Origin of the sequence: Pseudomonas sp. BT76 TE3572, from assembly GCF_050435365.1 — a bacterium.
GTDB classification, from domain to species: Bacteria; Pseudomonadota; Gammaproteobacteria; order Pseudomonadales; family Pseudomonadaceae; genus Aquipseudomonas; species Aquipseudomonas fluorescens_W.
The window spans coordinates 6,422,589-6,448,448 of sequence record NZ_JBNDKE010000001.1 but is presented as its reverse complement, the minus strand read 5'-3'; the positions used below and the strand labels follow the sequence as shown (position 1 = coordinate 6,448,448).

Genomic DNA, 25,860 nt, shown 5'->3' with positions numbered 1-25,860 from the left:
TCTTAACGCTTCTTGCGGTTGGCGATGTGGATGGCGCCGCCATTCACAGCCAAAGCTGCTTCGTGCAAGGCTTCAGACAGGGTCGGATGGGAGAAAACCATCATGCCCAGGTCTTCAGCGCTGGTGCCGAATTCCATGCCGATCGCGCCCTGCTGAACCAGTTCTGCAGCGCTCGGGCCAATCACGTGGACGCCCAATACGCGGTCAGTCTTGGCATCAGCAATGACTTTCACGAAACCGCCGGTATCGTTGGCTGCCATGGCACGGCCACTGGCTGCGAACGGGAAAGTGCCGACGTTAACTTCAACGCCTTCAGCTTTCAAGGTCTGCTCGGTTTTACCGACCCACGCGATTTCCGGGTGAGTATAAATAACAGACGGGATCAGGTCATAGTTGATTTGGGCTTTGTGGCCCTTGATGCGCTCAACCACCATGATGCCTTCTTCGGACGCCTTGTGCGCCAGCATCATGCCGCGAACCACGTCGCCGATCGCGTAAACGCCCGGCACGCTGGTCGCGCACTGGTCGTCAACGAAAACGAAACCGCGCTCGTCGATGTTCACACCGCTGTCAGATGCCAGCAGTTCGGTGGTCACTGGACGGCGACCAACGGCAACGATCAGCTTGTCGAACGTGATGTTCTGTTCGCCATTGGCATCGGTGTAGTTCACGACAACTTCGTTGCCGTTCACTTTGGAACCGGTGACGCGTGCGCCCAGCTTGATGTCCAGACCTTGTTTGGTCAGGGTCTTGTAGGCTTCTTTGGAAACGGCGTCGTCAGCTGCTGGCAGGAACTTCTCCAGCGCTTCCAGAACAACCACTTCGGAGCCCAGACGCGACCAGACCGAACCCAGTTCCAGACCGATTACGCCAGCGCCGATAACGCCCAGACGCTTAGGTACGGTTTGGAATTCCAGCGCGCCAGTCGAATCGACGATCACGTTCTGGTCAACCGGAGCCGGTGGAATGTCGATCGGACGCGAGCCCGAAGCCAGAATCACGTTCTCGGCTTCGATGATTTCGACGGTGCCGTCTGGCTTGGTCAGCTCGACTTTCTTGCCAGCCAGCAGTTTGCCGTGGCCTTGCAGGGAAGTGACGCCGTTGGCTTTGAACAGGGTGGCAACGCCAGAGGTCAGGCCTTTGACGATGTTGGCTTTACGGCCAACCATTGCCGCCACGTCCATGGTCACGCCAGCGTGATTGATACCGTGGATCGCGAAGCCTTCTTTGGCTTCCTTGTATTTCCAGGAGCTGTCCAGCAGCGCCTTGGATGGAATGCAGCCGACGTTCAGGCAAGTACCGCCGAGGGCCAGTTTGCCTTCCTTGTCGGTGTATTTCTCGATGCAGGCAGTGGAGAGGCCCAGTTGCGCTGCTTTAATGGCAGCCACGTAGCCGCCAGGGCCCGCGCCAATCACTACCACGTCGAATTTCTGAGTCATGTGTCATTCCTTCTCGAATCAAACCGGACGGTCCCTTTTGAGGACCGTCGTGGGACGAAGCTGGTCATTACAGGAGGGCCGTCCATCACTGGACGGCCCGTGCAACGAAATCAGATATCCAGCAGCAAACGAGCCGGGTCTTCCAGCAGGTTCTTGATGGTAACCAGGAAGGTCACAGCTTCTTTGCCATCGATCAGACGGTGATCGTAGGACAGAGCCAGGTACATCATCGGACGGATAACAACCTGACCGTTGATCGCCATAGGACGCTGCAGAATGTTGTGCATGCCCAGGATGGCCGCTTGCGGCGGGTTGACGATCGGGGTCGACATCATCGAACCGAAAGTACCACCGTTAGTGATGGTGAACGTACCGCCGGTCATCTCGTCCATCGACAGCTTGCCGTCACGAGCCTTCTTGCCGAAGGTGGCGATGCCGCCTTCGATTTCAGCCAGGCTCATCAGTTCGGCGTTACGCAGAACCGGAACAACCAGGCCGCGGTCGCTGGAAACAGCAACACCGACGTCAGCGTAGCCGTGGTAAACGATGTCAGCACCGTCGATCGACGCGTTGACAGCCGGGAAGCGTTTCAGCGCTTCGGTGGCAGCCTTGACGAAGAACGACATGAAGCCCAGGCGCACGCCGTTATGGGACTTCTCGAACAGGTCCTTGTACTTCGAACGCAGCGCCATGACTTCGGTCATGTCGACTTCGTTGAAAGTGGTCAGCATCGCCATGTTCGATTGAGCTTCAACCAGACGCTTGGCGACGGTGGCCCGCACGCGGGTCATCGGTACGCGCTTCTCGATGCGATCGCCGGCAGCGAACACGGGTGCAGCAGCGGCAGGAGCAGCAGCCTTGGCAGGCGCGGCAGCCGGAGCGGCTTTCTTGGCAGCTACAGCAGCAACAACGTCTTCCTTGGTCACACGACCGCCTTTGCCAGTGCCGGCAACGGAAGCGATGTTGATGCCGTTTTCTTCAGCCAGCTTGCGAGCAGCCGGTGCAGCAACAGGATCATCTTCGCCTTCAGCGGCTGGAGCAGCAGCTTGTGCAGCGGCCGGAGCAGCGGCAGCAGCTGGAGCGGCAGCAGCGCCGCCCGCTTCGATGGAACCCAGGACTTCGTCGGACAGAACGGTGTCGCCTTCGTTCTTGACGATAGCGCCCAGCACGCCATCAGCGGTGGCCAACACTTCCAATACGACTTTGTCAGTTTCGATGTCGACGATCAGGTCATCGCGCTTGACGGCGTCGCCCGGCTGTTTGTGCCAGGTGGCAACGGTGCCATCGGCAACCGATTCCGGGAAAGTGGGGGCTTTGATTTCGATAGCCATTATCTGTGGGTCCTTAAATTCGGTTTCAGGTGCGCGAAGGCGTTAAACAGTAAAGGCGTCTTGCAGCAGTTTTTCTTGCTGCTCAGCGTGCATCGATGCATAACCGCATGCAGGTGCAGCAGAAGCCTCACGGCCCGCGTACTCAAGTACGAGAGACTGGTTGAGATTGCTGATGCTGCGACGCATGTGGTGTTGGCTGCAGTACCACGCACCCTGGTTCATCGGCTCTTCCTGGCACCACACGGCATTTTTGACGTTGGTGTAAGGAGCCAGGACTTCTTTCAAGTCGTCCTCAGGGAATGGGTACAGTTGCTCGATACGCACGACGGCGATGTCATCACGACCTTCGGCACGGCGTTTTTCCAGCAGGTCGTAGTAGACCTTGCCGCTACACAGAACAACGCGCTCGACCTTTTTCGGGTCCAGTGCATCGATTTCCGGGATAACGGTCTGGAACGAACCTTCGGCCAGATCTTCCAGAGTCGAGATGGCCAGCTTGTGACGCAGCAGCGACTTCGGAGTCAGAACGATCAATGGCTTGCGCAGCGGGCGAATCACCTGACGACGCAGCAAGTGGTAGATCTGAGCTGGCGTAGTCGGTACGGCCACCTGAATGTTGTGCTCGGCGCACAGCTGCAGGTAACGCTCCAGACGAGCCGAAGAGTGCTCCGGACCCTGACCTTCATAACCGTGCGGCAGCAGCATGGTCAGACCGCAGAGACGGCCCCACTTGTGCTCGCCACTGGTGATGAACTGGTCGATAACCACTTGGGCACCGTTAGCGAAGTCGCCGAACTGGGCTTCCCAGATCACCAGCGCCTCAGGCGTGGTGGTCGAGTAACCGTATTCGAACGCCAGCACGGCTTCTTCGGACAGGAACGAATCGTACAGGTCGAAACGTGGCTGGCCCTTGTACAGGTTTTGCAGCGGGACGTAGGTACCCGCGTCTTTCTGGTTGTGCAAGACAGCGTGACGGTGCGAGAACGTACCGCGACCGATGTCCTGACCCGTCATGCGAATCGGGTGACCTTCGAACGCCAGGGTCGCGTACGCCATGGTTTCGGCGTAACCCCAGTTGATCGGCAGGCCGCCGGCTTGCATTTTCTGACGGTCTTCGTAGATTTTCGAGACCTGGCGCTGAACCACGAAGCCTTCCGGAATTTCCAGCAGCTTGGCGGACAGTTCCTGCAAGGTTTTCAGATCGAAGCGAGTGTCGTGACGCGCGGTCCAGGCATGGCCCAGATACGGACGCCAATCCACGAACAACTCTTTGTTCGGCTCTTTGACCAGGCTTTTTACAACATGCAGACCGTTGTCCAGCGCATTGCGGTATTCGTCGACTTTCGCCTGAACACGCTCTGCGTCCAGCACACCGCCTTGAGTCAGACGATCGGCATACAGCTCACGGGTGGTGCGCTGTTTGGTGATCTGCTGATACATGATTGGCTGGGTGCCGCTTGGCTCGTCGGCCTCGTTGTGGCCACGACGACGGTAGCAGACCAGGTCGATCACCACGTCACGCTTGAACTGCATGCGGTAGTCGATGGCCAGCTGGGTCACGAACAACACGGCTTCCGGATCATCGCCATTCACATGGAGGATCGGCGCCTGGATCATTTTCGCAACGTCGGTCGCGTACTCGGTGGAGCGCGAGTCCAGCGGGTTGCTGATGGTGAAACCGACCTGGTTGTTGATCACGATGTGCACGGTGCCGCCGGTCTTGAAACCGCGGGTCTGCGACATCTGGAAGGTTTCCATGACCACGCCTTGACCGGCGAATGCCGCGTCACCGTGGATGGAGATCGGCAGAACCTTCTCGCCGGTAGGGTCGTTACGACGATCCTGACGGGCGCGAACCGAACCCTCGACCACTGGAGAAACGATTTCCAGGTGGGACGGGTTGAACGCCATGGCCAGGTGAACTTCACCGCCGGTGGTCATCACGTTGGACGAGAAGCCCTGGTGATACTTAACGTCACCGGAACCCAGCTCGACCTTCTTCTTGCCTTCGAACTCGTCGAACAGCTCACGCGGGTTCTTGCCGAAGGTGTTGACCAGCACGTTCAGACGACCACGGTGGGCCATGCCGATAACGATTTCCTTGGTGCCGTAGGAACCGGAACGCTGGATCAGCTCGTCGAGCATCGGAATCAGGCTCTCGCCGCCTTCCAGACCGAAACGCTTGGTACCCGGGTATTTGGTACCCAGGTATTTTTCCAGACCTTCGCCCGCGGTGACGCGCTCGAGCAGGTGGCTCTTGATGTCGGCGGAGTACGTCGGACGGCCGCGCACGCTTTCCAGACGCTGCTGGAACCACTGGCGTTGCTCGGAATCGGTGATGTGCGTGAATTCAGCGCCGATGGTGCGGCAATATGTCTGCTGCAACGCTTCGTGAATTTCGCGTAGGCTCGCCTCCTCTTTGCCGATGAACAGGTCGCCGGCACGGAAGGTCGTATCAAGATCGGCATTGGTCAAGCCGTAATGATTGATCGACAGGTCTGCTGGTGCAGGACGCTGCCACAGCCCCAGCGGGTCAAGCTGGGCTGCCTGGTGGCCACGCATACGGTAGGCCTGGATCAATCGCAGCACTTCAACTTGCTTCTTCTCGTGCTCACTGCTCACGCTGCCAGCGGAAACCGGTTGGGCGCGGCGCTGGTTCTTTGCCAGCAAGACGAAATGATCGCGAATTGTGGAGTGCGAAACATCGGTGGCAGAGTTGCCGTCAGTCGGCAACTTCTGAAAGTAGGTGCGCCACTCTTCTGGCACAGCGTTAGGGTCGTGCAGGTAGAGCTCATAAAGCTCTTCCACATAGGCAGCGTTTCCACCTGAAAGGTGGGCACTGTTCCACATGCGCTGCATCACGCTTTCTTGCATGCTTGGTCACCCTCGGTTAGGGGAACACCATCGGCGTCGACACCGAGCACGCTTGCAGAAGTCCGAATGCAGCGACTAAAACAAGCCACTTAGGATCACGCTGATAGTCCGGGTACCAGCCCGGATGCCCCTGCTTGTCTCATTTCTTCAAAATAAGAGCCGCAGCTTTGTGAGCTGCTGCTCAGGTTAAAACTACGGCGCCGGTTGAAGCCTGCGCCGTAGCATCTACGGGTACAGCGGTACTACATTTACAGCAGCTGAATCACACGCCGCTTTGCAGCAGCATGTTACGTACGTGACCGATGGCCTTAGTCGGGTTCAGGCCTTTCGGGCAGACGTTGACGCAGTTCATGATCCCGCGGCAGCGGAATACGCTGAACGGGTCATCCAGCGAAGCCAGACGCTCGGCAGTCTTGGTGTCGCGGCTGTCTGCCAGGAAGCGATACGCTTGCAGCAGAGCAGCTGGACCCAGGAACTTGTCCGGGTTCCACCAGAAGGACGGGCAAGAGGTCGAGCAGCAAGCGCACAGGATGCACTCGTACAGACCGTCGAGCTTTTCACGCTCTTCAGGGGTCTGCAGACGTTCGATGGCCGGAGCCGGCGTGTCGTTCTGCAGGTATGGCTTAACCTTTTCGTATTGCTTGTAGAAGATGCTCATATCGACGACCAGGTCACGGATAACCGGCAAACCTGGCAGAGGACGAACGATCAGCTTGTTACCTTTTACGACAGCGGACAGCGGCGTGACGCACGCCAGACCGTTTTTGCCGTTGATGTTCATGCCGTCGGAACCGCAAACACCTTCACGGCAAGAGCGACGATAGGAGAAACCTTCGTCCTGCTCTTTGATCAGGGCCAGCACGTCCAGCACCATCAGGTCTTTACCACCGGTATCGACCGAAAATTCCTGCATGAACGGCGCAGCGTCCTGATCAGGGTTGTAGCGATAAACACTGACTTGCAACATGGCGGCCACCCTTAATAAGTCCGAATCTTAGGTTCAAAAGTCGGAACAGTCTTCGGCGAGAAGTTCACAGCACGCTTGGTTACGCGCTTGTCACCCGGGAAGTACAGGGTGTGGCACAGCCAGTTTTCGTCGTCGCGGTCTTCGTAGTCTTCACGGGCGTGAGCGCCGCGGGACTCTTTGCGGATCTCTGCGGCGATGGCGGTAGCTTCGGCCACTTCCAGCAGGTTCTGCAATTCCAGAGCTTCGATACGAGCGGTGTTGAACGCCTGGCTCTTGTCGTTGATCTTGACGTTGGCGATACGGCCACGCAGATCAGCCAGCTGGGCAATACCCTTCTGCATGTATTCGCCGGTACGGAATACACCGAAGTAGTTCTGCATGCAGTTTTGCAGTTCTTTACGCAGGGTGGCGACGTCTTCACCTTCGGTACGCGAGTTCAGGCCATCGAGACGTGCCAGGGCAGCGTCGATGTCGGACTGGCGAGCGCGGGTGTAGTCGACGCCTTCTTTCAGGGTCTGTTCCAGGAACAGGCCGGCCGCACGGCCGAATACCACCAGGTCGAGCAGCGAGTTGCCGCCCAGACGGTTGGCACCGTGAACCGATACGCACGCCACTTCGCCCACTGCGAACAGACCAGGAATGATCTGGTCAACGCCGTCGGCGTCCTGGGTGATTGCCTGACCATGAATGTTGGTGGCAACGCCGCCCATCATATAGTGGCAGGTTGGAACGACCGGAATCGGCGCCACGGCTGGATCGACGTGGGCGAAGGTCTTGGACAGTTCCATGATGCCTGGCAGACGGCTGTGCAGAACTTCTTCACCGAGGTGATCGAGTTTCAGCATTACGTGGTCGCCATCCGGACCGCAACCGTTGCCGGCGATGATTTCTTTAACCATCGAGCGAGCAACAACGTCACGACCAGCAAGGTCTTTGGCGTTCGGAGCATAACGCTCCATGAAACGCTCGCCGTGCTTGTTGATCAGGTAACCGCCTTCACCGCGGCAGCCTTCTGTAACCAGTACACCGGCGCCGGCGATGCCGGTCGGGTGGAACTGCCACATTTCAATGTCTTGTACCGGCACACCAGCACGCAGAGCCATGCCGACGCCGTCACCGGTGTTGATCAGGGCATTGGTGGTGGACGAGTAGATACGGCCTGCACCGCCGGTCGCCAGTACGGTGGCGTTAGCGCGGATATAGGAAGTTTCGCCAGTTTCGATGCAGATCACGATCATGCCGACAAAGGCACCATCTTCGTTCTTCACCAGGTCGACGCCGTAGTACTCATTGAGGAATACGGTGCCGGCCTTCAGGTTGGCCTGGTACAGGGTGTGCAGCAGTGCGTGACCGGTACGGTCGGCAGCGGCGCACGTACGGGCAGCCTGGCCACCTTTTCCGAAGTCTTTCGACTGACCGCCGAACGGACGCTGATAGATGCGGCCTTGTTCGGTACGGGAGAACGGCAAGCCCATGTGCTCGAGCTCGAAGACCGCTTCCGGACCTACTGAACACATGTATTCGATAGCGTCCTGGTCACCGATATAGTCGGAACCCTTGACGGTATCGTACATGTGCCAACGCCAGTCATCGTTCGGATCAGCGGACGCGATAGCGCAGGTGATGCCACCCTGGGCGGATACAGTGTGCGAGCGAGTCGGGAAAACCTTGGTAACCACGGCAGTCTTGTGACCGCCCTGTGCCAGCTGCAAAGCAGCGCGCATGCCGGCACCGCCGCCGCCAATAATAATGGCGTCGAACGTGAGTGTATTAACTGTGTTAGCCATGAATCAGATACCCCAAAGAATCTGCACACCCCAGACGAAGTAGGCGAACATCGCAACGCCGCATACTACCTGGAAGAGGAAACGCACTACGGTTGCGGACTTGCCGAGCGCCATTGGCGTAAGGTAGTCGGTCGCAACAGTCCACATGCCGACCCAGGCATGAACACCCAGGGCAACAAGGGTCAAAAGACTGAAAATACGCATCCAGTTGTTTGAGAACAGTGCATGCCATTGGTCGTAGCCAAGGCCCGGGTTCGCAACGAGGTATCCAATCAGGAAAGTGAAGTAAGCCGCGAGAACGACCGCAGACACACGTTGCGCCATCCAGTCATAAAGACCCGAACGCGAGAAGTTCGTGACATTAGTTACCATATCCATACTCCTGCCAGAACGATCAGCACCGCGGATACGGCGATAATGATTTTGGAGCCCAGTTTGCCGCCTTCCAGCGTCTCACCGATACCCATGTCCATGATCAGATGGCGCACACCGGCCACCATGTGATACAGCAGCGCCGACAGCAAAGCCCAAGTTACAAACTTGGCCAGCGGACTGGTCATGCACGCTTTCACCTCGGCGAACCCTTCTGCCGATCCCAGCGACTTGCTCAATGCATAAAGCATGATTACAAGGCCGAGAAACAGAATGATGCCGGAGACACGGTGAGTGAATGACGTGATGGCTGTGATAGGGACTTTAATGGTTCTAAGGTCTAGGTTTACAGGTCGTTGGCTATTCACGGCTTTTTTTCACACTGAAGAGCCCCTAACAATCAGGGCAAAGTTGTTGGGGAGTGCACTGGTCAGGTACCCACCACCCAGGGAGTGCGACCCCCAGTAACGCAGGCCCAAAAGCCCCTGGCGGTCGGAGGCCGAGTATAGACAGTTAGGCTACTAATGACAACGCGTTCACCTTCCCCTAATAGCTCATTGCACAAGTCGGATAAAAGGCGTAAATGGCAGGCAATTTCGAGGAAAAAGTCCGGTTAAAGCCTTCTGGAGCAAGACTTTAGGCAAATTGACATTCGAATTTATCTCACTATAGTGGTGCGGGCCCTGCGTGGGGGGTCTGTCTGATGATTTCAAGCATAAATAGGAGGCCACATGGCTGACAAAAAAGCGCAGTTGATCATCGAGGGCGCAGCCCCCGTCGAGCTGCCCATTTTAACCGGCACCGTTGGTCCCGATGTTATCGATGTTCGGGGCCTGACGGCCACGGGCCGTTTCACCTTTGACCCTGGTTTCATGTCGACAGCTTCCTGCGAGTCGAAGATCACCTATATCGACGGCGACAACGGCATCCTGCTGCACCGCGGCTACCCGATCGAACAGTTGGCTGAAAAGTCGGACTACCTGGAAACCTGCTATCTGCTGCTCAACGGCGAATTGCCGACCGCAGAACAGAAGGCCCAGTTCGTCAGCACCGTGAAGAACCACACCATGGTTCACGAGCAGCTGAAGACGTTCTTCAACGGTTTCCGTCGCGACGCCCACCCAATGGCCGTCATGTGCGGCGTAGTCGGCGCCCTCTCGGCCTTCTACCACGACTCCCTGGACATCAATAACCCGCAGCATCGCGAAATTTCCGCGATCCGCCTGGTTGCCAAGATGCCGACCCTGGCAGCGATGGTTTACAAGTACTCCATGGGTCAACCCATGATGTACCCGCGCAACGACCTGACGTACGCGGAAAACTTCCTGCACATGATGTTCAACACCCCGTGCGAGATCAAACCGATCAGCCCGGTACTCGCCAACGCCATGGACAAGATCTTCATCCTCCATGCCGATCACGAGCAGAACGCATCGACGTCCACCGTACGCCTGGCCGGTTCTTCGGGTGCCAACCCGTTCGCCTGTATCGCCGCCGGCATCGCTGCACTGTGGGGCCCTGCCCACGGCGGCGCGAACGAAGCTGTTCTGACCATGCTCGATGAAATTGGCGATGTGTCGAACATCGACAAGTACATCGCCAAGGCCAAGGACAAGAACGATCCGTTCAAGCTGATGGGCTTCGGTCACCGGGTTTACAAAAACCGCGACCCACGCGCAACCGTCATGAAGCAGACCTGCGACGAAGTGCTGAAGGAACTGGGCATCACCAACGATCCGCAACTCGAACTGGCCATGCGCCTGGAAGAGATCGCCCTGACCGACCCGTACTTCATCGAACGCTCGCTGTACCCGAACGTCGACTTCTACTCGGGGATCATCCTCAAGGCGATCGGCATTCCAACCAGCATGTTCACCGTGATCTTCGCTTTGGCGCGGACCGTCGGCTGGATCTCCCACTGGAAAGAAATGCTCTCCAGCCCGTACAAGATTGGCCGTCCGCGCCAGCTGTACACCGGCTACGAGTCGCGTGACATCACCAAGCTGGAAGACAGAAAGTAACAAACGGCTATTCAAAAGCCTGATAGTGAAAGCCAAAAAACCCTATTCTTTCGAATAGGGTTTTTTTGGCCCCGACAAATCAGAACGAGAAATTTGTCGTGCAATCTCAATCCTCGACTGCTGAATCACGCAACAATCCTGCTCATCAATCCTGTGCTACCGCATAGCTCGCAACCAGACGTTTTTTATCGATTTTGCCCACAGCGGTGAGTGGAAGGCTATTAACCATGACAACCTCGTCCGGGAATTTATAGCCGGCGACACCCTGAGCCTCCAGATAACGGCAAACGTCCTCCCGGGTAACATGTTCACCACTGGAACGAATGAAAAATACCGCCTTGTCCCCTTCGGTGATGTTTTCGATGCCAACAATGGAACATCCGACTACACGATCCCAAGCCAGCATGACCTTCTCAGTATCCGCCGGGGAGTACTTTTCGCCAGCACGATTGATCTGCTCCTTGGCCCGCCCGACCACGACAACATTGTTTCCGTGATCGAGCCTGACCAAGTCGCCCGTCTTGTAAAAGCCATCCGGATCAAAGCCTGTATGATTGGCCTCTTCATTGTTGTAATACCCTCTGATCGTATAGGGCCCGCGCACATACAACTCACCGACCTCACCCTCAATCACTGGTTGCCCCTGCTCATCTACAACCCTTAGTTCGTCAAAAATGCTCAATGGCCGACCTTGAGTGGAGACTTTCAGCGAAAGCGGGTCAAATCGACGATTAAAGCACAGCAAGCCTTCAGCCATACCGTAGATATGCTGAAGCTCGCAATCGAGTAGCGCTCGTAATTTCTGTGCAGATACTTCCGAAAACCGGGCAGCCCCAACCTGAAGAAGCATGAGACTCGAAAATCCCTCAACACCTAATTCAAGGTATTCGATCAACAACTCTGCAAGCGCTGGAACCAATGCAGTAACCGTGATTTGTTCCCGGGTAACCACCTCCGCAAAATCCAGTATGTCGGGGCGTGGCAATAAATAGGCAAAGCCACCCACCGCCAATACGCCAAGGACACCTGGACACCCAAGCGCAAAGTTATGAGCAACAGGAACGGCGCATAGATAGCGTGACGACTGATCCAGTAGGCAAGCTTTTGCCATCTCCGAGAAATTGAGGACATAGTCCGCATGAGTCCGTGGAATCAATTTCGGGGTATTTGTCGTCCCCCCAGACAAAAGCAACAACGCTACGTCGTCGATCGCTGGCATGGGGAAGGTGTCAGTTCCGCTGACAGCGGCCAACGCCGAAAAATCAAGATCATCTACAAAGACAACCCCTTCTCGTGGCAATCCTTCGCCAACGAGGGCAGTTGCAATACTTTCATAGCCGAAACCATCATGCTCACGTTGAGTAATATAGAAACTGGAACCTGCTGTTTGATGAACACCCTTGGCTTCATGAGCACGATGCCCAGGCAGCACAAGGACTGGCAACGCCCCCACACGGATGACCGCAAACAGCACGACAAAGAAATTGACCGAGTTAGGCAACTGCACAAGCACTCGATCATCAGCCTGCAAACCGTGCGCCGAAAGCCAGTGAGCAAAACCTGTCGACTCGCGAAGCAATCCGGCATACGAAAGCTGCCGATGTTCATCTTTCAAAGCTATGCGATCCGAATACTTTTCTACCCAACCAGTCAACGAGGAAGACAAGTCAGCCTCGGGTAAGGCTTTCATTCTGATGTAATTCTCGAAATCAGCACGGGGAGTAAGCGACTTCATTCAAACAATTCCTTTTGATAATTTTCAGAGAACAGGCGCAACTCCACTTCCGGCAGATTAACCTTCATCACGAGACAACCAGGTTGATGGGGGCACGGCAACAGCTGCACAAACCGTATAGGGTCCGAGAGAGGAACATCAATGTGTGAAGGCCCACCCATACCAAAATCGAACCGCTGATAGGGCATGGCCATCAAGTTATTGAACAGCAAACCGTTACCGTTCAAGCTTTCATAAAGGGGCGCGAGCAAATAACGTCCCCGAGCATTCTGCTGTGTAAAAGTGGCTACATCCTGAAGCTCAGCCAATAGATCATCACCTTTGACAACGAGATCAAAGGTGCCTTCTCGAATTAAATCGGACAACTCATCCAGCGCCATGCCGGCGATGCCACTGCTCGTGAGCTGAATAGAGGGATAGCACAACAAGTTGCCGACGTAGTTAGACCCCATCGAGGTCAACTGCCTCGCATCGTAGACGGGATAAAGCGATACATGGCTATCGATATCAAGCACCATGCTGGCAACGATGTGCTTCCAGGCGTGAGCAATTATGTAGTCATACCGCATGAACCCTACGCAGTCGAAATCACCGACAATGCCATTTATGAATCCCTCGTTCAAAATGAAGGTTACTTCGGCAAACGTCACGCCCCCCCTGAGAGTTTCGGAAGGCGACCAGAGATCAACAACTGCATCCGGTGCCTCATTACAACTTCCCGGATCGAGGCGGGAAAAATCAGGGAGAAGCTCACTGACCTCGTCACCACGATACAACTTCGACATCAGCTGGATGAAGTTAAAAAAAGTCGAACCGTCCGTCAGCGAGTGCCACGCACTGATACCTAGTACGCTCGCCCCCTGGAACATAGAAAGTTTCAGTTGAAATAACGGGTGTTTGAAACTGGAGCGCGAAAGTCTATGTTGCTCCCTGAAGGTACGATCACAAAAAAGCTCAAAGCCGTCATATTCGTTACGTAAAAAAGCCGAAGGCAATTTTTCATCAAACTCCTGCACCTCCAGCAAAACACCTTCGTTTGCACCGCTAATGAAAACTTCAAGGCCATCTTTAGAGAACTTTCGTCCAGAAAAGTACGGATTGATATCAAGTGCCGACTTTAAACACGAAATAAATTTTTCGGCATCCAAAGAGTAGGGATAGACCATCACATAGTCAGCCCAGGACTCAAGCATCAAATCAATACCATTTAATAAAAGTGGTGCCAGCTTCCTCTCTCCCGCAACAATCATCTCGCCTCCCGCTATGTAATGAATGACCACGCGCAGCCCATCAAAAAACTAGATCCGGGAAAAGACAACTGAAACGTTTTGCCCGCCGAAACCAAATGAGTTCGATATGATATGCTTTATATCAACACCATAAACACTGGAACTTACGATATTAACCCCTTCACCCAACAAACTATCGTCATAGTTTAGCGTTGGTGTCACTACTTGATATTTTAAACTCAAAACCGACACAATCGCCTCTATGACCCCAGCAGCGTGTACGGTATGCCCAATCATCGACTTTACAGACGTTATCGGTACACCTTTTTCCAGCACTTCACTAACGACCTTAATCTCCATTCGATCGTTTTCAGGTGTGCTGGTCCCATGTGCGTTGACGCAACTGATTTGCCCCGGCGTCAACCCGGCGTCTGAAATGGCTTTCAGTATGCAATCCTTAATGCCGCTACCCGAAGGATCCCCCTTTGTGCGGTGAACATTATCCGTCGTATTACCACAACCGCTCAGGTAAGCGAGTATTTCCACATTCCTTTCTTTAGCGATATCCTCTCTTTCAAGAACAATGCACCCTCCCCCTTCCCCGATAACAAAACCATCACGGGTCTGACTGAATGGGCGGCATGCCGTGCCGGGTGAGTCATTACGCGTTGATAGCGCTGAAAGATTGTTAAACTTGGTAACTGTCTCATCATAAATAGAGCTATCAGCAGCAGCCACGATAACTCGCTTGGCGTGCCCTCGCATAATCGCCTCGTAACCCAATTGAATGGCTGATGCCGAAGATGCACAGGCCGTAGCGATAACCGCCGGATATTGCGAAAGGCTGTAGGTATCATAAAAATATGAGGACAAACCTTCCTCCGAAGAAAACTCTTCGAACGCATTTGGCCCCGAAGCACTGTTGTCTTTCAATGCAACAAGGCGCTCATGCCAATAGTACATTCCACTAGGCAAGGAATAATACATGCGATCAAAATGCTCAGTACCGGTAGCTAATGCAGCCTCTGCAACAACTTCTTTTATGTAGGTTTCTATAATAACCCGTGGGTTGCGTTCACTTTCAAACCTGTCATCAACTGCTGCGAATGAGGTGCGAATACTCTTGTTACACAATCGTTTGGAATGCTTGAAATTTGACTTCCCAGCCGTCATCGACTGCCAGTTTTCAGCAACACCCTTACCAACTGAAGTACTCAAGCCAACCCCAGTTACCACCACTTTATTAGTCATAACACCATCCATCTAATTATATTAATGAGGCCGTATAGGAAACAGTGGGATTTCTCAAGAAGCGGGTCAAATTTATCCTGACACTCCGCTCATCCTCTAACAGCTTTATAAATTTTATCGCTAAAAGAGAGTTACCGCCCAACTCGAAAAAATTGCTATCCACACTTACAACTGACGTTTTCAACAACCTTGAAAATAGATCCGCCACGAGACTTTGCTTCTCATCAAAAACGAGAGTAGAAACATTTATCATACTCTCTAACTCCTGATCGATAATACGTCTATCGAGCTTTCCATTATTCGTCAATGGTATTCTACTGATCGAATAAATACGTTTTGGCACCATGAAATCCGGCAGAACTCCAAGCACGTCGGCAAGAGAATTGGCGGGCAGCTCAACTATATTCAGGGACTCCTGCGGCACCGTATTATTGAGCACCACAAACGCGATTAAAATATTTTCATCAGAGGACTCACCCAGCTGTTTAACAACTGCAATTGATTCCTTCACCGATTTAGAGGTCTTTAACCTGGCTTCCACTTCCCCCAATTCGACACGATAGCCATTCAATTTTACCTGTGTATCCCGCCGCCCTTTATACAAGAGATCCCCCTCTTCGTTGAGCTCGGCGATATCACCCGTCCTGTAAAATCTCTCAAGCTGAGCGCCCCCCCTATCCAACACAACAAATTTGCTGGCACTCTCATCAGGCAAGTTAATGTATCCCTTAGCCAGGCACACACCTCCAATATAAAGTTCACCCTCTGTACCGGTGCTACAGACGTTTAAAGACGCGTCCAGAACAAGAGCGACAACATTGAAAATCGGCGTACCAATAGGTGCACGATAAGGCCATGAAGAAAAGGGCAAGTCACTGGTATATGTGGTCACCACATGCGTTTCCGTAGGACCGTAATGATTTATCAATCGACACCCCAGTTGCGTCAACCAACCGGAGATTTCCTTAGTCATCAATAACTGCTCACCAGCCGTTATCAAATGCTTCAAGTAGCCCTGATTGAAATCAGAACGTCGTTCGTACTCGATGGCCAAGGTTTGCAGCACTGAGTACGGAAGAAATCCTCGTTCAATTTTTTGATGGTGGATAAATTCAAAGAGTAGGCTTGTATCCTTTCTCACATCATCAGGAATGATGACTAGCTCTCCCCCGCACGCCAATGAAGACAATACTTCCTGGCAGGAGACATCGAAGCCGGGGGAGGCAAATTGAAGTGTACGCATCGGTACGCCAAACAACGCATCGCTCTCAAGTTGGTAGTCGATCAGATTGAGAATAGCGCGATGAGACATCTCCACACCTTTCGGATTTCCCGTGGTGCCTGACGTGTACAAAATATAAGCAATCTTGTCCGGGTCATCATCGATTTCGACCCGCTTGGATTTCTCCTGGAATTCAGCATCCAGGGGGAAGTTATCAAACCCACTTAGCCCGCACGCATCCAAATAAAGCAGTTTGGCATCCCCATCGATAAGCGCATATAAATTTTTATCATCTGTAATGACATAGGCCAAGTCACTGTCTTTTATAATGTATCGGCAACGCTCTATGGGTAGATGGACATCGATGGGCACATAAACGAGATCAGCCTTGAATATTGCCAGCATGGCCAAAAAAACACCCATCTTATCGCTCAGATATACCCCAACACGCCCGTGCTTTTTTTGAATAACAGTCCGTAGTGTCTCCGCGAGAGTTTCTACTTTCTTACCAAGCGCAAGATAATCATAAGTCGTATCCCCATCGGTCAATGCCAGTGCGTGTGGAGCGCGCAATACCTGATCACTTAAATAGCAACTTAGATCCCTGCTTTTATTTTTTGCCGACATGATAATACCCCTGCGAAACACGCCTGATTGCACCGATAAAAATCTGTATGAACATGTGAATCAATTCAAACCGACCCCATACACATAACTAACCCGCACGCACTCAGCGCATCGCGTCATCCAGATGGGCTGCTACCGATGCGATCAAATAGCTATTATCGTGATCCCATGGATGAAAATCGTCCCGGTAGAAATCTTTAATATAACGCTCCATCAATTTCAGCAGACCATCTTCTGCGTTCAAAACAGCCGAAGACTCCAGCCATGCCTTGATTTCTTTAGGCTTCCCACCTTCCATCATGTACATCTGACAGGCGGTGTATTTAAGATTTTTACATAGCTGCCCAACAGTAACGTCCATTGTCTTAACAAGAAGATCTCTGTCGCCACAAACATCCATATAGACATCGAAAGCGACAGCCTTATGCTCAACTTCTTCAAGCGAATGCCAAAGCCAGAAGTTCTTTACTACCGAATCAGCTCGCCCCACCCAACGCTCATCGGTAATCACCAGATGCGAGGCAATTGCAGTTAAATGCTCCATACAAACGGTGGTTGCCAACAATGAAAGTGGATCGCCATTTTCTGAGATATATTCATTATGGCTTTTATAGGGTGCTTCTAGGAGCGCAAGATTATAGCCGCGCCGTTCACTGATGAGTTTATTGTAGGAAATATGCTCTTTAGTGTGCGCAGACTCTTGCTTGAAGAAAATCGAAACCAATCCTTTCAGCTCAACATCGTTTATCTGATCAAGATAGTGCCTGACCGATTTAATGAACAACTTCTCACCGCTAGGCAACGGTATAGATAGCGCGTTGGCCAAGATGGTTTTGAACTGATCACCATCATTCCAATCCTGCCCCAGAGCTTCTTCCAATTGAAAATCATAGCGACGGGACATCATTTTCAAATCGAAATCTGCACTACGACCGCCCTCATTCATGTCCATTGACCCAACCTCTCCATAACACACTAATTGATAACTAGGCTAATCCAGCAGACCTATCGGTTGTCCATATTCATCAAACGCCGTCACGCCGACATTTCACTAATGACGGGTTGTGCACTACGAACGATCGCTTCTTGCAAACCAGATAGTTTCAGACAAGTTTCAAGGTACTCTTGCTCCGGATCGGAATCACTGACGATTCCGCAGCCTGCAAACAAGTAACAATTAACACCCAATACCAGTGCAGACCTCAGACCTACAATAAAATCACCACTGCCTTTCGAGTCTACCCACCCCAAAGGGGCCGCATACCACCCACGATCAAGTTGTTCATGATCACGAATATAATCAAGTGCAATATCGCGCACATGTCCAGCCACCGCCGGTGTCGGATGCATGGCCTCGACAATACTCAGAACACTAACACCCTGTTTGACTCTCGCATGTATTGGCGTACTCAGATGTTGCACTTTTGGTAAGTAATGTAATATTGGAACTTCCGGTACCACCAACTCGGACACGAACGGCGCAAGGGAATCACGAATTGCTTCTACAACCAGGGCGTGCTCATGCCGTTCCTTTTCCGAATCGAGCAACGCCGCTCCCAATTGAAGATCAATCAGATGGCTGTCATCCCTGCGCGTGGTACCCGCAAGGGCGTGTGTATGCAGGCTGCCGTCCGACACACTGACCAGCCGCTCAGGGGTAGCGCCCACAAAACAACTATTGGACCGACGGAAGGCAAAGAGGTGAGCCTGACTGCCGTTTCGCAACGTACTGATCAATGCGGCAACGTTGAGAGGTTCATCATGTATTTGCTGAACCGATCGTGCTAAAACAACTTTTTTGAGTAGGTTGCGGCGTATTTGCTCTACGGCCGAACTGACTTTGGATTGCCAGCGTTTATCATCCTGCGTGTCAACCAATGTGTATTCCGACGAGGAGTGCGCTGGTTTTTTGGTGCTATTGTAGATGCTGCCAATGTGACGCCGAAAATCCTCGACTAAAGCGGCAGGATCAGCATCGGGACCGATCGAACAGTGACACAACAACCAACTTTTCACTGGAGTATGTACGGCTAACGACTTGTAGAGAGTCATCCTGGCATCGGGAAACTCTTGCCATCTATTGTCCCTTTCTCCATTGACGTCGAATCGAAATCCGCCAATCAACCTGGGACCTAGCGGACCATGAGAAACAGCATTCTCTAAGAGCGCCTCCCACGCCTCTTGCACTTGGGTGAATCGATTCTCCCCAAACGCGGTAACCTCAACTTCGTCCCCCCAGCCGAACATACTAATAGATGGATGCCTAGACTCCAGAAAAGCGTAAGGCACGTCACTCCACTGAGCTCGCTCAAGCAGAGACACCGCGTCGAGCTTTTCCATTACGCACGAAAACGTTGCCAATACTCGTGCATTTGTTCCCTGTGCTTTTTTGTGCGCTTCATCAAAGCAGATGCGCAAACCAGTGAAATCCATGTCCACCATACTCATTTATGCAAGGCCTCGTTGCTGACGCCAATAGTCAATCTGCTCGGAGATATACCAGTTAATGATTTGGCTATAGAGTTGCTCGATAAAGTCGGCATTCAATCCAGCAACCTCAGCCCATTCACGGCGTTGTGGGAGCATCTGAGCAACTCGATCCGGCGCTGGAATACTCGACTCCGAAGGTTTGAATCGGGAGGCGGCCCGAACAAAGGACATCCTCTGCCCCATGATTTGAATAATTTGCTCATCCAGAGCATCTATTGCATTACGAATGTCACCCAAATCAGCACAGTCGCCAGGCGTTTTTATCTCTGTCTTACTAGTATTTTGTATGATTTTTGACACGCAAACCTCTTGATCTCTTTATGAAAAAGAGTGTTAGAGCTCTATAGAGCGCTATACAAGTTAATTACAGCACCGGAGAGTCGACAGGTGAGTGAGCCGTCCTGACCTTGAGCGCTAACCGTAGAAATCCCTACACCAGATTCGAAATTTTCCGATCGGCCCATCCACTCGACTTAATGGAGGTCGCTCAATGTATTTTTTGTTTTCCCAAATATCGAAGTCCTTGGCCAATTCTGTAGCCAGTCTAGGAATCAGATATTTGATCAACATATTATTTTTCCGACTGTCTCCCGTATCTTTAACCGATACGGTCATACGAATAACGACTTGCTCCAAGTCGTACGGAGACACGTATAGAAAGCTCCTGAACTCGATCTTGCTATCGTCTATCTTCACCTGGACCTTATGCAGGCCAAGCCCGTCCAGCACGACACTTGCTTCAGCGATTGAAGACTTTCCCCCAATATCACTCGAACTTACGGAGGTCCAGTTTGCGAGAGGCCAGGCAAGAGACAGGTTTCTTATTTCACCAATGGCTTCGGCATTGTGTACCGTCGTGAAATGAGCGACGTCTACGCCATTCTCCGCTACTTCCTGAACATGGGTTCTTAATGTCCATTCACAGTCTTCACGCAGAACCGGCTTGGTCCAACCCTCAACCTCGACAGGGTCGGGTTGCCACAAGGGCTCCTCCGCGGCGTCGCTATACCAGACTTGAAGCATTCCGGCGTGCACCAGCGAATACCACTTTTTTAGTCCAACCTTCATCGGATTTTCATAGTAAGGGATACGGCTACAGAGGCCTCCCCCATCGAATTCCCAACCATGAAAGGGGCAACGAACATTTTCACCCACGACCGTACCACCGAACCCCAGGTGCGCTCCAAGATGAGGACAATGAGCATCATAAACAGCGAGTAGCCCGGAAAGGGTACTCACAATAACAATGTCTTTTCCGCACAACTTCGCACTTGTAATGGATTCGTTTTCAATATCATCGACCCACGCCACGCCATACCATCCACAAGGATATGAACTGAACGGAAAGCGACTTTGTGTCGGATAAATCTGATTGTGTGAACTCATGGAAATACCTACTCAGTACCCGTCGTATGCAACTATCTATAAGACGTCCAGACAGAAAGCTTCAAACCTCGCATGGCCAACCTGAGCAATCAGCAAGACTCTTTGGCCAGGTTGAGGCTCTAATGTCTTTTTGAAATACAACAGTGATAGAAGCACCTGTGTTGGTAGAGTTGCCTCGAAGACACTGCCCAGATAGTGGGCAATATCGAGTACAGGTACTTTCAGCACTTCAGCCGTCCACCCTGAAGGCAGATCAGCCCCTGGGTGAAGGCTAACCGACACAGCCATTGCTTCAGATTCTCGAACCTGCTTGGCGAGATCGTCGAAATTGAATCGCTCGACGCGGCGTAGCTTTGCTACAGCGCCCTCGGAATCGCGGCTCAAAACCAGACACGTCGCGGCACAACCGAATATAAATTCGCGGGTTTCGGCCCGTGCCTTGATCGACGCCTGATACTCGTCATGAATCTTTTGAGCACCGTTAAATACACCACCTACGATGGAACGAGTTGCCTGGCCACTCGACAGTTTCTCTATTGCATGAGTAACTGCAAGAACCGACGCAGAAGCTTCACCGACGAACGTGACACTTTCCCCCTTTGCACCAAACATCATCGCGATATTGGCCGAGTACAAATTCGGCAGTTCCGCCAGAAAATGGGTGGGACGCAAACGCGCTAACTCAGTATTGATATCCAGATCTGCACGGCTGGCCCCGGCCATGATCGCGGTGTCCACTTCATCGTTGCGCTCCCCGATTTTCGAGGCCATATAGATATCGCAGTCAGAAATGTCTGTCCCCAGAAGACCTCCATCCTCTAAAGCGAGACCTGCGGCACAGACCAGTAGCTTCTGACCCAACCCCATAGAGTTGATGTCTCGCTTTTTTGTGATGTACTTCTCCACAGGGAAATCTGGTGCCTCAACCCGCCCGCCTGACATGGAAAGCGGCTCGAACGAGCAATCGATAGTGTCCGAACTTAAAGGGCCAATGTTCGACACACTACCCATCCCCAGAATATAAACTTCGGCGCCCATTATTTATTCTCCTTGGCTTTAGTCACCGATCCGATAACACTGTCTTTCAGCACCGCGTTTGGAAAGTCCATCAGACGCAGCATGAACTCTGCAGTTGCAACTACCTGAGAGCAGTGAATCTGCGCTTTATAGAGCAGATACCCATCACCTCGGTGAGTGAGTTGCGAACTAATGTCAAGCACATCACCCGGGCAAACGAAGCGCTTAAATTTTGCGCTTCTTATATTGACCAGATAGGGCATGCGCTCGAAACCGGATGAAAGCATGTACAAGTAGCCACTCGCCTGCGCCATCGACTCTACCAATAACACCCCGGGAACGATCGGATTGCCTGGAAAATGTCCATCAAACAAGGGCGATTGTTCTGGCACCGTGCTGATACACAAGATGCTCTCCCATTCAGCCAGCTCAACAACCCTATCGATCAACGCATTGACTTCAAACTTCATGCTTCGACCAGTTCAGTCTCAACAAGACTGTAGACTGCGTCCACAAACGCAGACATTTTAAACTCGTTTTTCTCACCTTCGGGACTATTGGCCGACCATTGCTCTAAAGGAAATTGAATTTTGTAGGTATCTTCAATTTCAAAAACAATATCAAGAAAATCGACACTGTCGACACCCAGTTCTTGCGTCAAACTCACATCACCATCAATACCCGTAATACCAAGATCCGCAGTATCACAATACTGCAAAATTATCTTTTCAATGGTGGCGTACAGGTCTTTCTTGCTCACGGTGGTACTCATTGTGTTTCTCCAATGGTGTTTGTATTTAGGGATTAATTAACAAATAACGCGATTTCGTCCATCACCTTCTCATTCCGAAAAGCCCCGACATGACCCAGGCCAATCGTCTCTCGAAGTACCGCACCACTCCATTGTTGTGCGAGTGGTTTCCCGCCCTGCTCAAACTCTATTACCTGGTCATCAAGATCGTGGTAAATCAATGCATCGACAAGCAATGACTTGCAAAGGTTGATTGTTGAGTATTTTTCGCGCCACGAAGCCCCAAAAGATCTCGAAATTTCTTCCTCCAACTCAGAGATTGAAATGCCGCTACTCGTTTGCAGCGCAATGAACCGTTCAAATACGTAGTCCTGAGTCGCAGCGGGAGACAGGCATACGACTTTTCTTGAATGCATGCCATTTTTCAGCGCCCAAAGTGCCCAGCTACATGCCATGGAATGAGCGACCGCAGCATGAAACTCTCCGCATTTTTTTTCTAATGCAATCAACCCATGACCAATATTATTGGAAGGAATAAACCGTCCACGAGCGTCGTGCGAAGGAATATCCACCGCGACCACGCCTTGCCCTCGACTCACCAACCGAGAAATCAATTTTCCAAACTGTGCAGAATTGCCATTAGAACCATGCAAGCACAAGGTAGTCCGTGCCCCTGGCCATTGGTAATATTTTATTTCCAGATCGCCCTCAACGAGGCTACCGGTTGTTGCGCGCTCAAACAGGGCCTTGTAGGTTTTGGGGATTTTTGGTGGATTTACCACCGCAATGGCACTGTCCATTTTCGTCCCGTTCAAGCGTTGCGCCTCCGAATTTCATTTGAAATAAAGTCAGCCTGGTTGTTAATGGTGTTCAATCGAGCAAAATTCTTTATTTCTAGTTTAACGTTGAACTTTTTCATAATCTGTACAAATAGGCTAATCACCTTCAATGAGTTCCCGCCTGCACTTATAAAATCTGAATACTGATCAAACTCACCTTCGGGCAAAACCTTCCTCCACAAAAGACTGACCTCTTCCTGTACTTGAGCAGAATTCACCAGCGCTTACCTCACTTCTGTCATTAGATAAATCAACCAACACCTATAAACCGCAATACCCAAGGTCCACCGAATGGCCCAATAAGAGCCGACGATTTAAATGAGTTCGATGTAAAGTCGTGCGATGTATCCTGCAAGGATTACAAGCTGTGCATAAACTTAATAATATTCAGTCGCTGACGTTCAAACCAATTTAATTGGCCATCTCTGCTAACCGGATAGTCTTTTCTCACCAAGCACGCATCAGACTGGAATAGGCACTCGCGCCCAGATGAAAATCGAGAGCACAGAAGACGCAAGAATGTATTCAAGGACATAGCCTCGCCCGAGCTATTAATGGCCAATTAAAATCAATAGTCTGCCAGCGAGAGCAATCTTGAGAGCAAGGGAATACAATAGGAGGGCTAAACGGGAGGGTCGCCAGCCGGCCGACACTGTCGAACACGGGGCCATAGAACAATATATATACTTTTCTGCATCCCTGCATTTAGAGCCGTCCTTATCAATCCTTGATAGAGTTTGCTGCAAACGAACCTTGACCTTAATTTGCGTCTTAGCTAAGTCTGACGATCATAGGTCAATTTCTCGTCTCTCGAAATCATTTTCTCAATCAATCGCGTAAAGCGCCTGCGCCACACTATCTATGCAGCACTAACGTACCAACAAGTTCATCACTAAAAAACAATACCCACACACAGTAAAATTTTCCTTTGTTTCCAAAGCACGGTTCTTGCTAATTGTAAACTGCTCACTAACAAGCACTAGAATTTCGTTTGAAACGCGATGATTACTGGCTACTCCGTGCCAATACTTTCTATATTCAGCGTAACCATCGCGCCACAATTTTTGCAACTAAAAATGCCAATATTTTTCTCGGCAGCGCTACAAGCCCCGGCCCGCTTAACTATCAAGTCCGCTCGACCTCTTTCGAAAACCCCTGTTCAGGTGCAATATTTTTTGTATACAACCCCCCAATAATTAACATTTTTTCTTTAATTAACATGTACTTAGAAAAATAAAATGACGTCTAATCAACACTAATCGGAAGGGTATTAGAAATATCGCACAGTACAAAAATCTTCAATCCTCCTTTTTAATTTTTTTGACATGGTGTATTGCGTCATTCTCAGGCGAGCGTCTATGCTTTGCCGCGGCCAACATGGACCAAGGCCCTCTTTTCGATCTTTTGGCATCGAAAATCGGCAGTATGCCGAGCATCAATTAAGGAGGATTGAAATGGCTGTAGATTTTTCCTGGGTGAGTATTTCCAAACACTTCCACCCCGTTTTCGAAGAAAAGAAGCTCAAAAAACTACCGGTCCAAGTGGAGGTCGGCGACTTCAAAATCGTTCTCTTTCGAGGTGTGGACGATGAGATAGTCGCAATGCCTGATCAATGTCCACACCGCTTTACCCCCCTCTCTTTGGGTCAGGTTCTGGCTGACGGTTCCATTGAGTGTCCTTATCACGGTTGGAGTTTCAACAAGGACGGAGTGGGCACCATACCTTCAGCCCCCGAAGGTAAGAAGTGCAGTATTCCCGTACTCAAGACGCTGTTGCGCAACGGCGTTATCTGGGTTGGGGGCCAACATGCAACCGACCTTCCCGAGTTTGAGGATCCCGAATACACATTCTTGGGTGAGTTCCCGACGGTGTTCGACTGCCCATTGCATGTCGCATTGGATAATTTTTCTGAAGACGAGCATTTTCCGTATGTTCATCAAACCTTCGGCTGGGATCGAGAAGGTGCGAAGCACGTTGAATATGAGTTCGAGCAGAGTGATACCTGTACCAAAAACTACTATCGCGGCCCGATTCGTAAATTTCCTCTGATGTTCCTTACCGGTGTAAAGCCCGGCGATATTTCTCATAATCGCTTCATTACTTTTTTTGATCCGATCCGCAGCACCTACGAATCATGGGTTACCAATAAAGAGACCCAGGCGAGTATTGGCGGACGGATAAAAACCACTATTTTCTTTGTACCTAACACCAAAAATCGTACAACCCTCTATAGCTTTGTTTTCGGCAAGACCGAAGACGCCAAATCCGCGTTCTTTCAAAACCACTTCAGGGGTTTCATCCTCAAATTCATCAAGAAAGAGTTTGAGGCTGACGGAAAGTTTTCCTCAAAACTTTCCCATCTCCCGTATGCGCTGAATGGTACCCGCCTCGGAAAATACGATAAGCCCCTTGTTATTCATAGAAAAATGCTTGAACGCATCTACTTGGGTGACGCCTGAGCACAGACTTGCGCAACCTCTTCACTTCGTTGTCTACCTATCTCTCACTTACGGTGTGAATGC

At 51.7% G+C, this 25,860-nt stretch carries 22 protein-coding genes; 2 read left to right on the top strand and 20 right to left on the bottom strand.

All coding sequences use genetic code 11. The annotated features are described in order from the left end of the window. Window positions 1-2: 2 nt before the first annotated feature. The 7 genes from lpdA to sdhC all read right to left on the bottom strand — a co-directional run bounded on the left by lpdA (window position 3) and on the right by sdhC (window position 9,138). The gene (lpdA, locus tag ABH912_RS29465; protein WP_033056078.1) at window positions 3-1,439 is read right to left on the bottom strand and encodes a dihydrolipoyl dehydrogenase; all 1,437 of its coding nucleotides are present in this window, start codon (window positions 1,437-1,439) and stop codon (window positions 3-5) included. A gap of 110 nt (window positions 1,440-1,549) precedes the next feature. Then, the gene (gene odhB, locus ABH912_RS29460) at window positions 1,550-2,770 is read right to left on the bottom strand and encodes a 2-oxoglutarate dehydrogenase complex dihydrolipoyllysine-residue succinyltransferase (RefSeq protein WP_033056077.1); all 1,221 of its coding nucleotides are present in this window, start codon (window positions 2,768-2,770) and stop codon (window positions 1,550-1,552) included. A 42-nt stretch (window positions 2,771-2,812) separates the two neighbouring features. Continuing rightward, complete coding sequence (locus ABH912_RS29455) at window positions 2,813-5,644, bottom strand: 2-oxoglutarate dehydrogenase E1 component (RefSeq protein WP_033056075.1); 2,832 nt, start codon at window positions 5,642-5,644, stop codon at window positions 2,813-2,815. Between the two features lie 262 nt (window positions 5,645-5,906). Continuing rightward, entirely contained in the window at window positions 5,907-6,611 is a 705-nt protein-coding gene (locus ABH912_RS29450; protein WP_008148594.1) for a succinate dehydrogenase iron-sulfur subunit, read from the bottom strand. A gap of 11 nt (window positions 6,612-6,622) precedes the next feature. Next, the gene (gene sdhA, locus ABH912_RS29445) at window positions 6,623-8,398 is read right to left on the bottom strand and encodes a succinate dehydrogenase flavoprotein subunit (protein ID WP_033056074.1); all 1,776 of its coding nucleotides are present in this window, start codon (window positions 8,396-8,398) and stop codon (window positions 6,623-6,625) included. 3 nt (window positions 8,399-8,401) lie between these two features. Then, window positions 8,402-8,770 carry a succinate dehydrogenase, hydrophobic membrane anchor protein gene (gene sdhD / locus ABH912_RS29440; protein WP_033056073.1) on the bottom strand — a complete coding sequence of 123 codons (369 nt, stop codon included), beginning with the start codon at window positions 8,768-8,770 and terminating at the stop codon, window positions 8,402-8,404. Continuing rightward, entirely contained in the window at window positions 8,764-9,138 is a 375-nt protein-coding gene (sdhC, locus tag ABH912_RS29435) for a succinate dehydrogenase, cytochrome b556 subunit (protein WP_082459053.1), read from the bottom strand. Before sdhC ends, sdhD begins: the two co-directional genes overlap by 7 nt. A gap of 363 nt (window positions 9,139-9,501) precedes the next feature. Between sdhC and gltA the strand changes: the two genes are divergently transcribed. After that, a complete protein-coding gene (gene gltA, locus ABH912_RS29430; protein WP_008148584.1) occupies window positions 9,502-10,791 on the top strand; it encodes a citrate synthase in 1,290 nt (429 codons plus the stop codon). 145 nt (window positions 10,792-10,936) lie between these two features. Here gltA and ABH912_RS29425 read toward each other — a convergent pair whose 3' ends face one another. The 13 genes from ABH912_RS29425 to ABH912_RS29365 all read right to left on the bottom strand — a co-directional run bounded on the left by ABH912_RS29425 (window position 10,937) and on the right by ABH912_RS29365 (window position 23,556). Beyond that, window positions 10,937-12,526 carry a (2,3-dihydroxybenzoyl)adenylate synthase gene (locus ABH912_RS29425; RefSeq protein WP_033056071.1) on the bottom strand — a complete coding sequence of 530 codons (1,590 nt, stop codon included), beginning with the start codon at window positions 12,524-12,526 and terminating at the stop codon, window positions 10,937-10,939. Then, window positions 12,523-13,776, bottom strand: coding sequence for a hypothetical protein (locus ABH912_RS29420; RefSeq protein ID WP_033056069.1), 1,254 nt, complete (start codon window positions 13,774-13,776; stop codon window positions 12,523-12,525). Before ABH912_RS29420 ends, ABH912_RS29425 begins: the two co-directional genes overlap by 4 nt. Before the next feature lie 48 nt (window positions 13,777-13,824). Further along, window positions 13,825-15,006, bottom strand: a complete 1,182-nt coding sequence (locus ABH912_RS29415; RefSeq protein ID WP_050482792.1) for a beta-ketoacyl-[acyl-carrier-protein] synthase family protein — start codon at window positions 15,004-15,006, stop codon at window positions 13,825-13,827. Between the two features lie 16 nt (window positions 15,007-15,022). After that, on the bottom strand, window positions 15,023-16,855 hold the full coding sequence (locus ABH912_RS29410; RefSeq protein WP_429512397.1) for a non-ribosomal peptide synthetase: 1,833 nt from the start codon (window positions 16,853-16,855) through the stop codon (window positions 15,023-15,025). Between the two features lie 103 nt (window positions 16,856-16,958). Beyond that, window positions 16,959-17,807 (bottom strand): metal-dependent hydrolase, encoded by an 849-nt coding sequence (locus ABH912_RS29405; RefSeq protein WP_429512395.1) that lies wholly within the window; start codon window positions 17,805-17,807, stop codon window positions 16,959-16,961. A gap of 83 nt (window positions 17,808-17,890) precedes the next feature. Then, window positions 17,891-19,303: an isochorismate synthase gene (locus tag ABH912_RS29400; RefSeq protein WP_050482791.1), complete on the bottom strand. Its 1,413-nt coding sequence runs from the start codon at window positions 19,301-19,303 to the stop codon at window positions 17,891-17,893. Next, window positions 19,304-19,609, bottom strand: coding sequence for an isochorismate lyase (locus ABH912_RS29395; protein ID WP_033056094.1), 306 nt, complete (start codon window positions 19,607-19,609; stop codon window positions 19,304-19,306). A gap of 150 nt (window positions 19,610-19,759) precedes the next feature. Continuing rightward, entirely contained in the window at window positions 19,760-20,731 is a 972-nt protein-coding gene (locus ABH912_RS29390; protein ID WP_082459051.1) for a Rieske 2Fe-2S domain-containing protein, read from the bottom strand. Between the two features lie 36 nt (window positions 20,732-20,767). Next, the gene (locus tag ABH912_RS29385; protein WP_050482790.1) at window positions 20,768-21,769 is read right to left on the bottom strand and encodes a beta-ketoacyl synthase N-terminal-like domain-containing protein; all 1,002 of its coding nucleotides are present in this window, start codon (window positions 21,767-21,769) and stop codon (window positions 20,768-20,770) included. Further along, complete coding sequence (locus tag ABH912_RS29380) at window positions 21,769-22,218, bottom strand: 3-hydroxyacyl-ACP dehydratase FabZ family protein (RefSeq protein WP_050482789.1); 450 nt, start codon at window positions 22,216-22,218, stop codon at window positions 21,769-21,771. The genes ABH912_RS29385 and ABH912_RS29380 overlap by 1 nt, the downstream gene beginning before the upstream one ends. Then, window positions 22,215-22,520, bottom strand: coding sequence for a phosphopantetheine-binding protein (locus tag ABH912_RS29375; RefSeq protein WP_033056063.1), 306 nt, complete (start codon window positions 22,518-22,520; stop codon window positions 22,215-22,217). Before ABH912_RS29375 ends, ABH912_RS29380 begins: the two co-directional genes overlap by 4 nt. Window positions 22,521-22,552: 32 nt before the next feature. Continuing rightward, window positions 22,553-23,299, bottom strand: a complete 747-nt coding sequence (locus ABH912_RS29370; RefSeq protein ID WP_429512393.1) for a hypothetical protein — start codon at window positions 23,297-23,299, stop codon at window positions 22,553-22,555. Window positions 23,300-23,310: 11 nt separating this feature from the next. Continuing rightward, a complete protein-coding gene (locus tag ABH912_RS29365) occupies window positions 23,311-23,556 on the bottom strand; it encodes an acyl carrier protein (RefSeq protein ID WP_033056061.1) in 246 nt (81 codons plus the stop codon). A 1,236-nt stretch (window positions 23,557-24,792) separates the two neighbouring features. Here ABH912_RS29365 and ABH912_RS29360 point away from each other — a divergent pair. Next, window positions 24,793-25,797, top strand: coding sequence for a Rieske 2Fe-2S domain-containing protein (locus tag ABH912_RS29360; protein ID WP_050482788.1), 1,005 nt, complete (start codon window positions 24,793-24,795; stop codon window positions 25,795-25,797). Window positions 25,798-25,860 lie beyond the last annotated feature (63 nt).

Excerpts from the sequence above, each read along its gene's own strand:
- ABH912_RS29400 (WP_050482791.1), bottom strand. The coding sequence starts at position 19,303 with ATGAGTATGGTGGACATGGATTTCACTGGTTTGCGCATCTGCTTTGAT.
- ABH912_RS29415 (WP_050482792.1), bottom strand. The coding sequence starts at position 15,006 with ATGACTAATAAAGTGGTGGTAACTGGGGTTGGCTTGAGTACTTCAGTT.
- ABH912_RS29410 (WP_429512397.1), bottom strand. The coding sequence starts at position 16,855 with ATGTCGGCAAAAAATAAAAGCAGGGATCTAAGTTGCTATTTAAGTGAT.
- ABH912_RS29450 (WP_008148594.1), bottom strand. The coding sequence starts at position 6,611 with ATGTTGCAAGTCAGTGTTTATCGCTACAACCCTGATCAGGACGCTGCG.
- ABH912_RS29375 (WP_033056063.1), bottom strand. The coding sequence starts at position 22,520 with ATGAGTACCACCGTGAGCAAGAAAGACCTGTACGCCACCATTGAAAAG.
- ABH912_RS29385 (WP_050482790.1), bottom strand. The coding sequence starts at position 21,769 with ATGGGCGCCGAAGTTTATATTCTGGGGATGGGTAGTGTGTCGAACATT.
- sdhA (WP_033056074.1), bottom strand. The coding sequence starts at position 8,398 with ATGGCTAACACAGTTAATACACTCACGTTCGACGCCATTATTATTGGC.
- ABH912_RS29390 (WP_082459051.1), bottom strand. The coding sequence starts at position 20,731 with ATGAGTTCACACAATCAGATTTATCCGACACAAAGTCGCTTTCCGTTC.
- ABH912_RS29425 (WP_033056071.1), bottom strand. The coding sequence starts at position 12,526 with ATGAAGTCGCTTACTCCCCGTGCTGATTTCGAGAATTACATCAGAATG.
- ABH912_RS29370 (WP_429512393.1), bottom strand. The coding sequence starts at position 23,299 with ATGGACAGTGCCATTGCGGTGGTAAATCCACCAAAAATCCCCAAAACC.
- sdhD (WP_033056073.1), bottom strand. The coding sequence starts at position 8,770 with ATGGTAACTAATGTCACGAACTTCTCGCGTTCGGGTCTTTATGACTGG.
- ABH912_RS29380 (WP_050482789.1), bottom strand. The coding sequence starts at position 22,218 with ATGAAGTTTGAAGTCAATGCGTTGATCGATAGGGTTGTTGAGCTGGCT.
- ABH912_RS29420 (WP_033056069.1), bottom strand. The coding sequence starts at position 13,776 with ATGATTGTTGCGGGAGAGAGGAAGCTGGCACCACTTTTATTAAATGGT.
- ABH912_RS29360 (WP_050482788.1), top strand. The coding sequence starts at position 24,793 with ATGGCTGTAGATTTTTCCTGGGTGAGTATTTCCAAACACTTCCACCCC.
- ABH912_RS29405 (WP_429512395.1), bottom strand. The coding sequence starts at position 17,807 with ATGGACATGAATGAGGGCGGTCGTAGTGCAGATTTCGATTTGAAAATG.
- odhB (WP_033056077.1), bottom strand. The coding sequence starts at position 2,770 with ATGGCTATCGAAATCAAAGCCCCCACTTTCCCGGAATCGGTTGCCGAT.
- gltA (WP_008148584.1), top strand. The coding sequence starts at position 9,502 with ATGGCTGACAAAAAAGCGCAGTTGATCATCGAGGGCGCAGCCCCCGTC.
- ABH912_RS29455 (WP_033056075.1), bottom strand. The coding sequence starts at position 5,644 with ATGCAAGAAAGCGTGATGCAGCGCATGTGGAACAGTGCCCACCTTTCA.
- lpdA (WP_033056078.1), bottom strand. The coding sequence starts at position 1,439 with ATGACTCAGAAATTCGACGTGGTAGTGATTGGCGCGGGCCCTGGCGGC.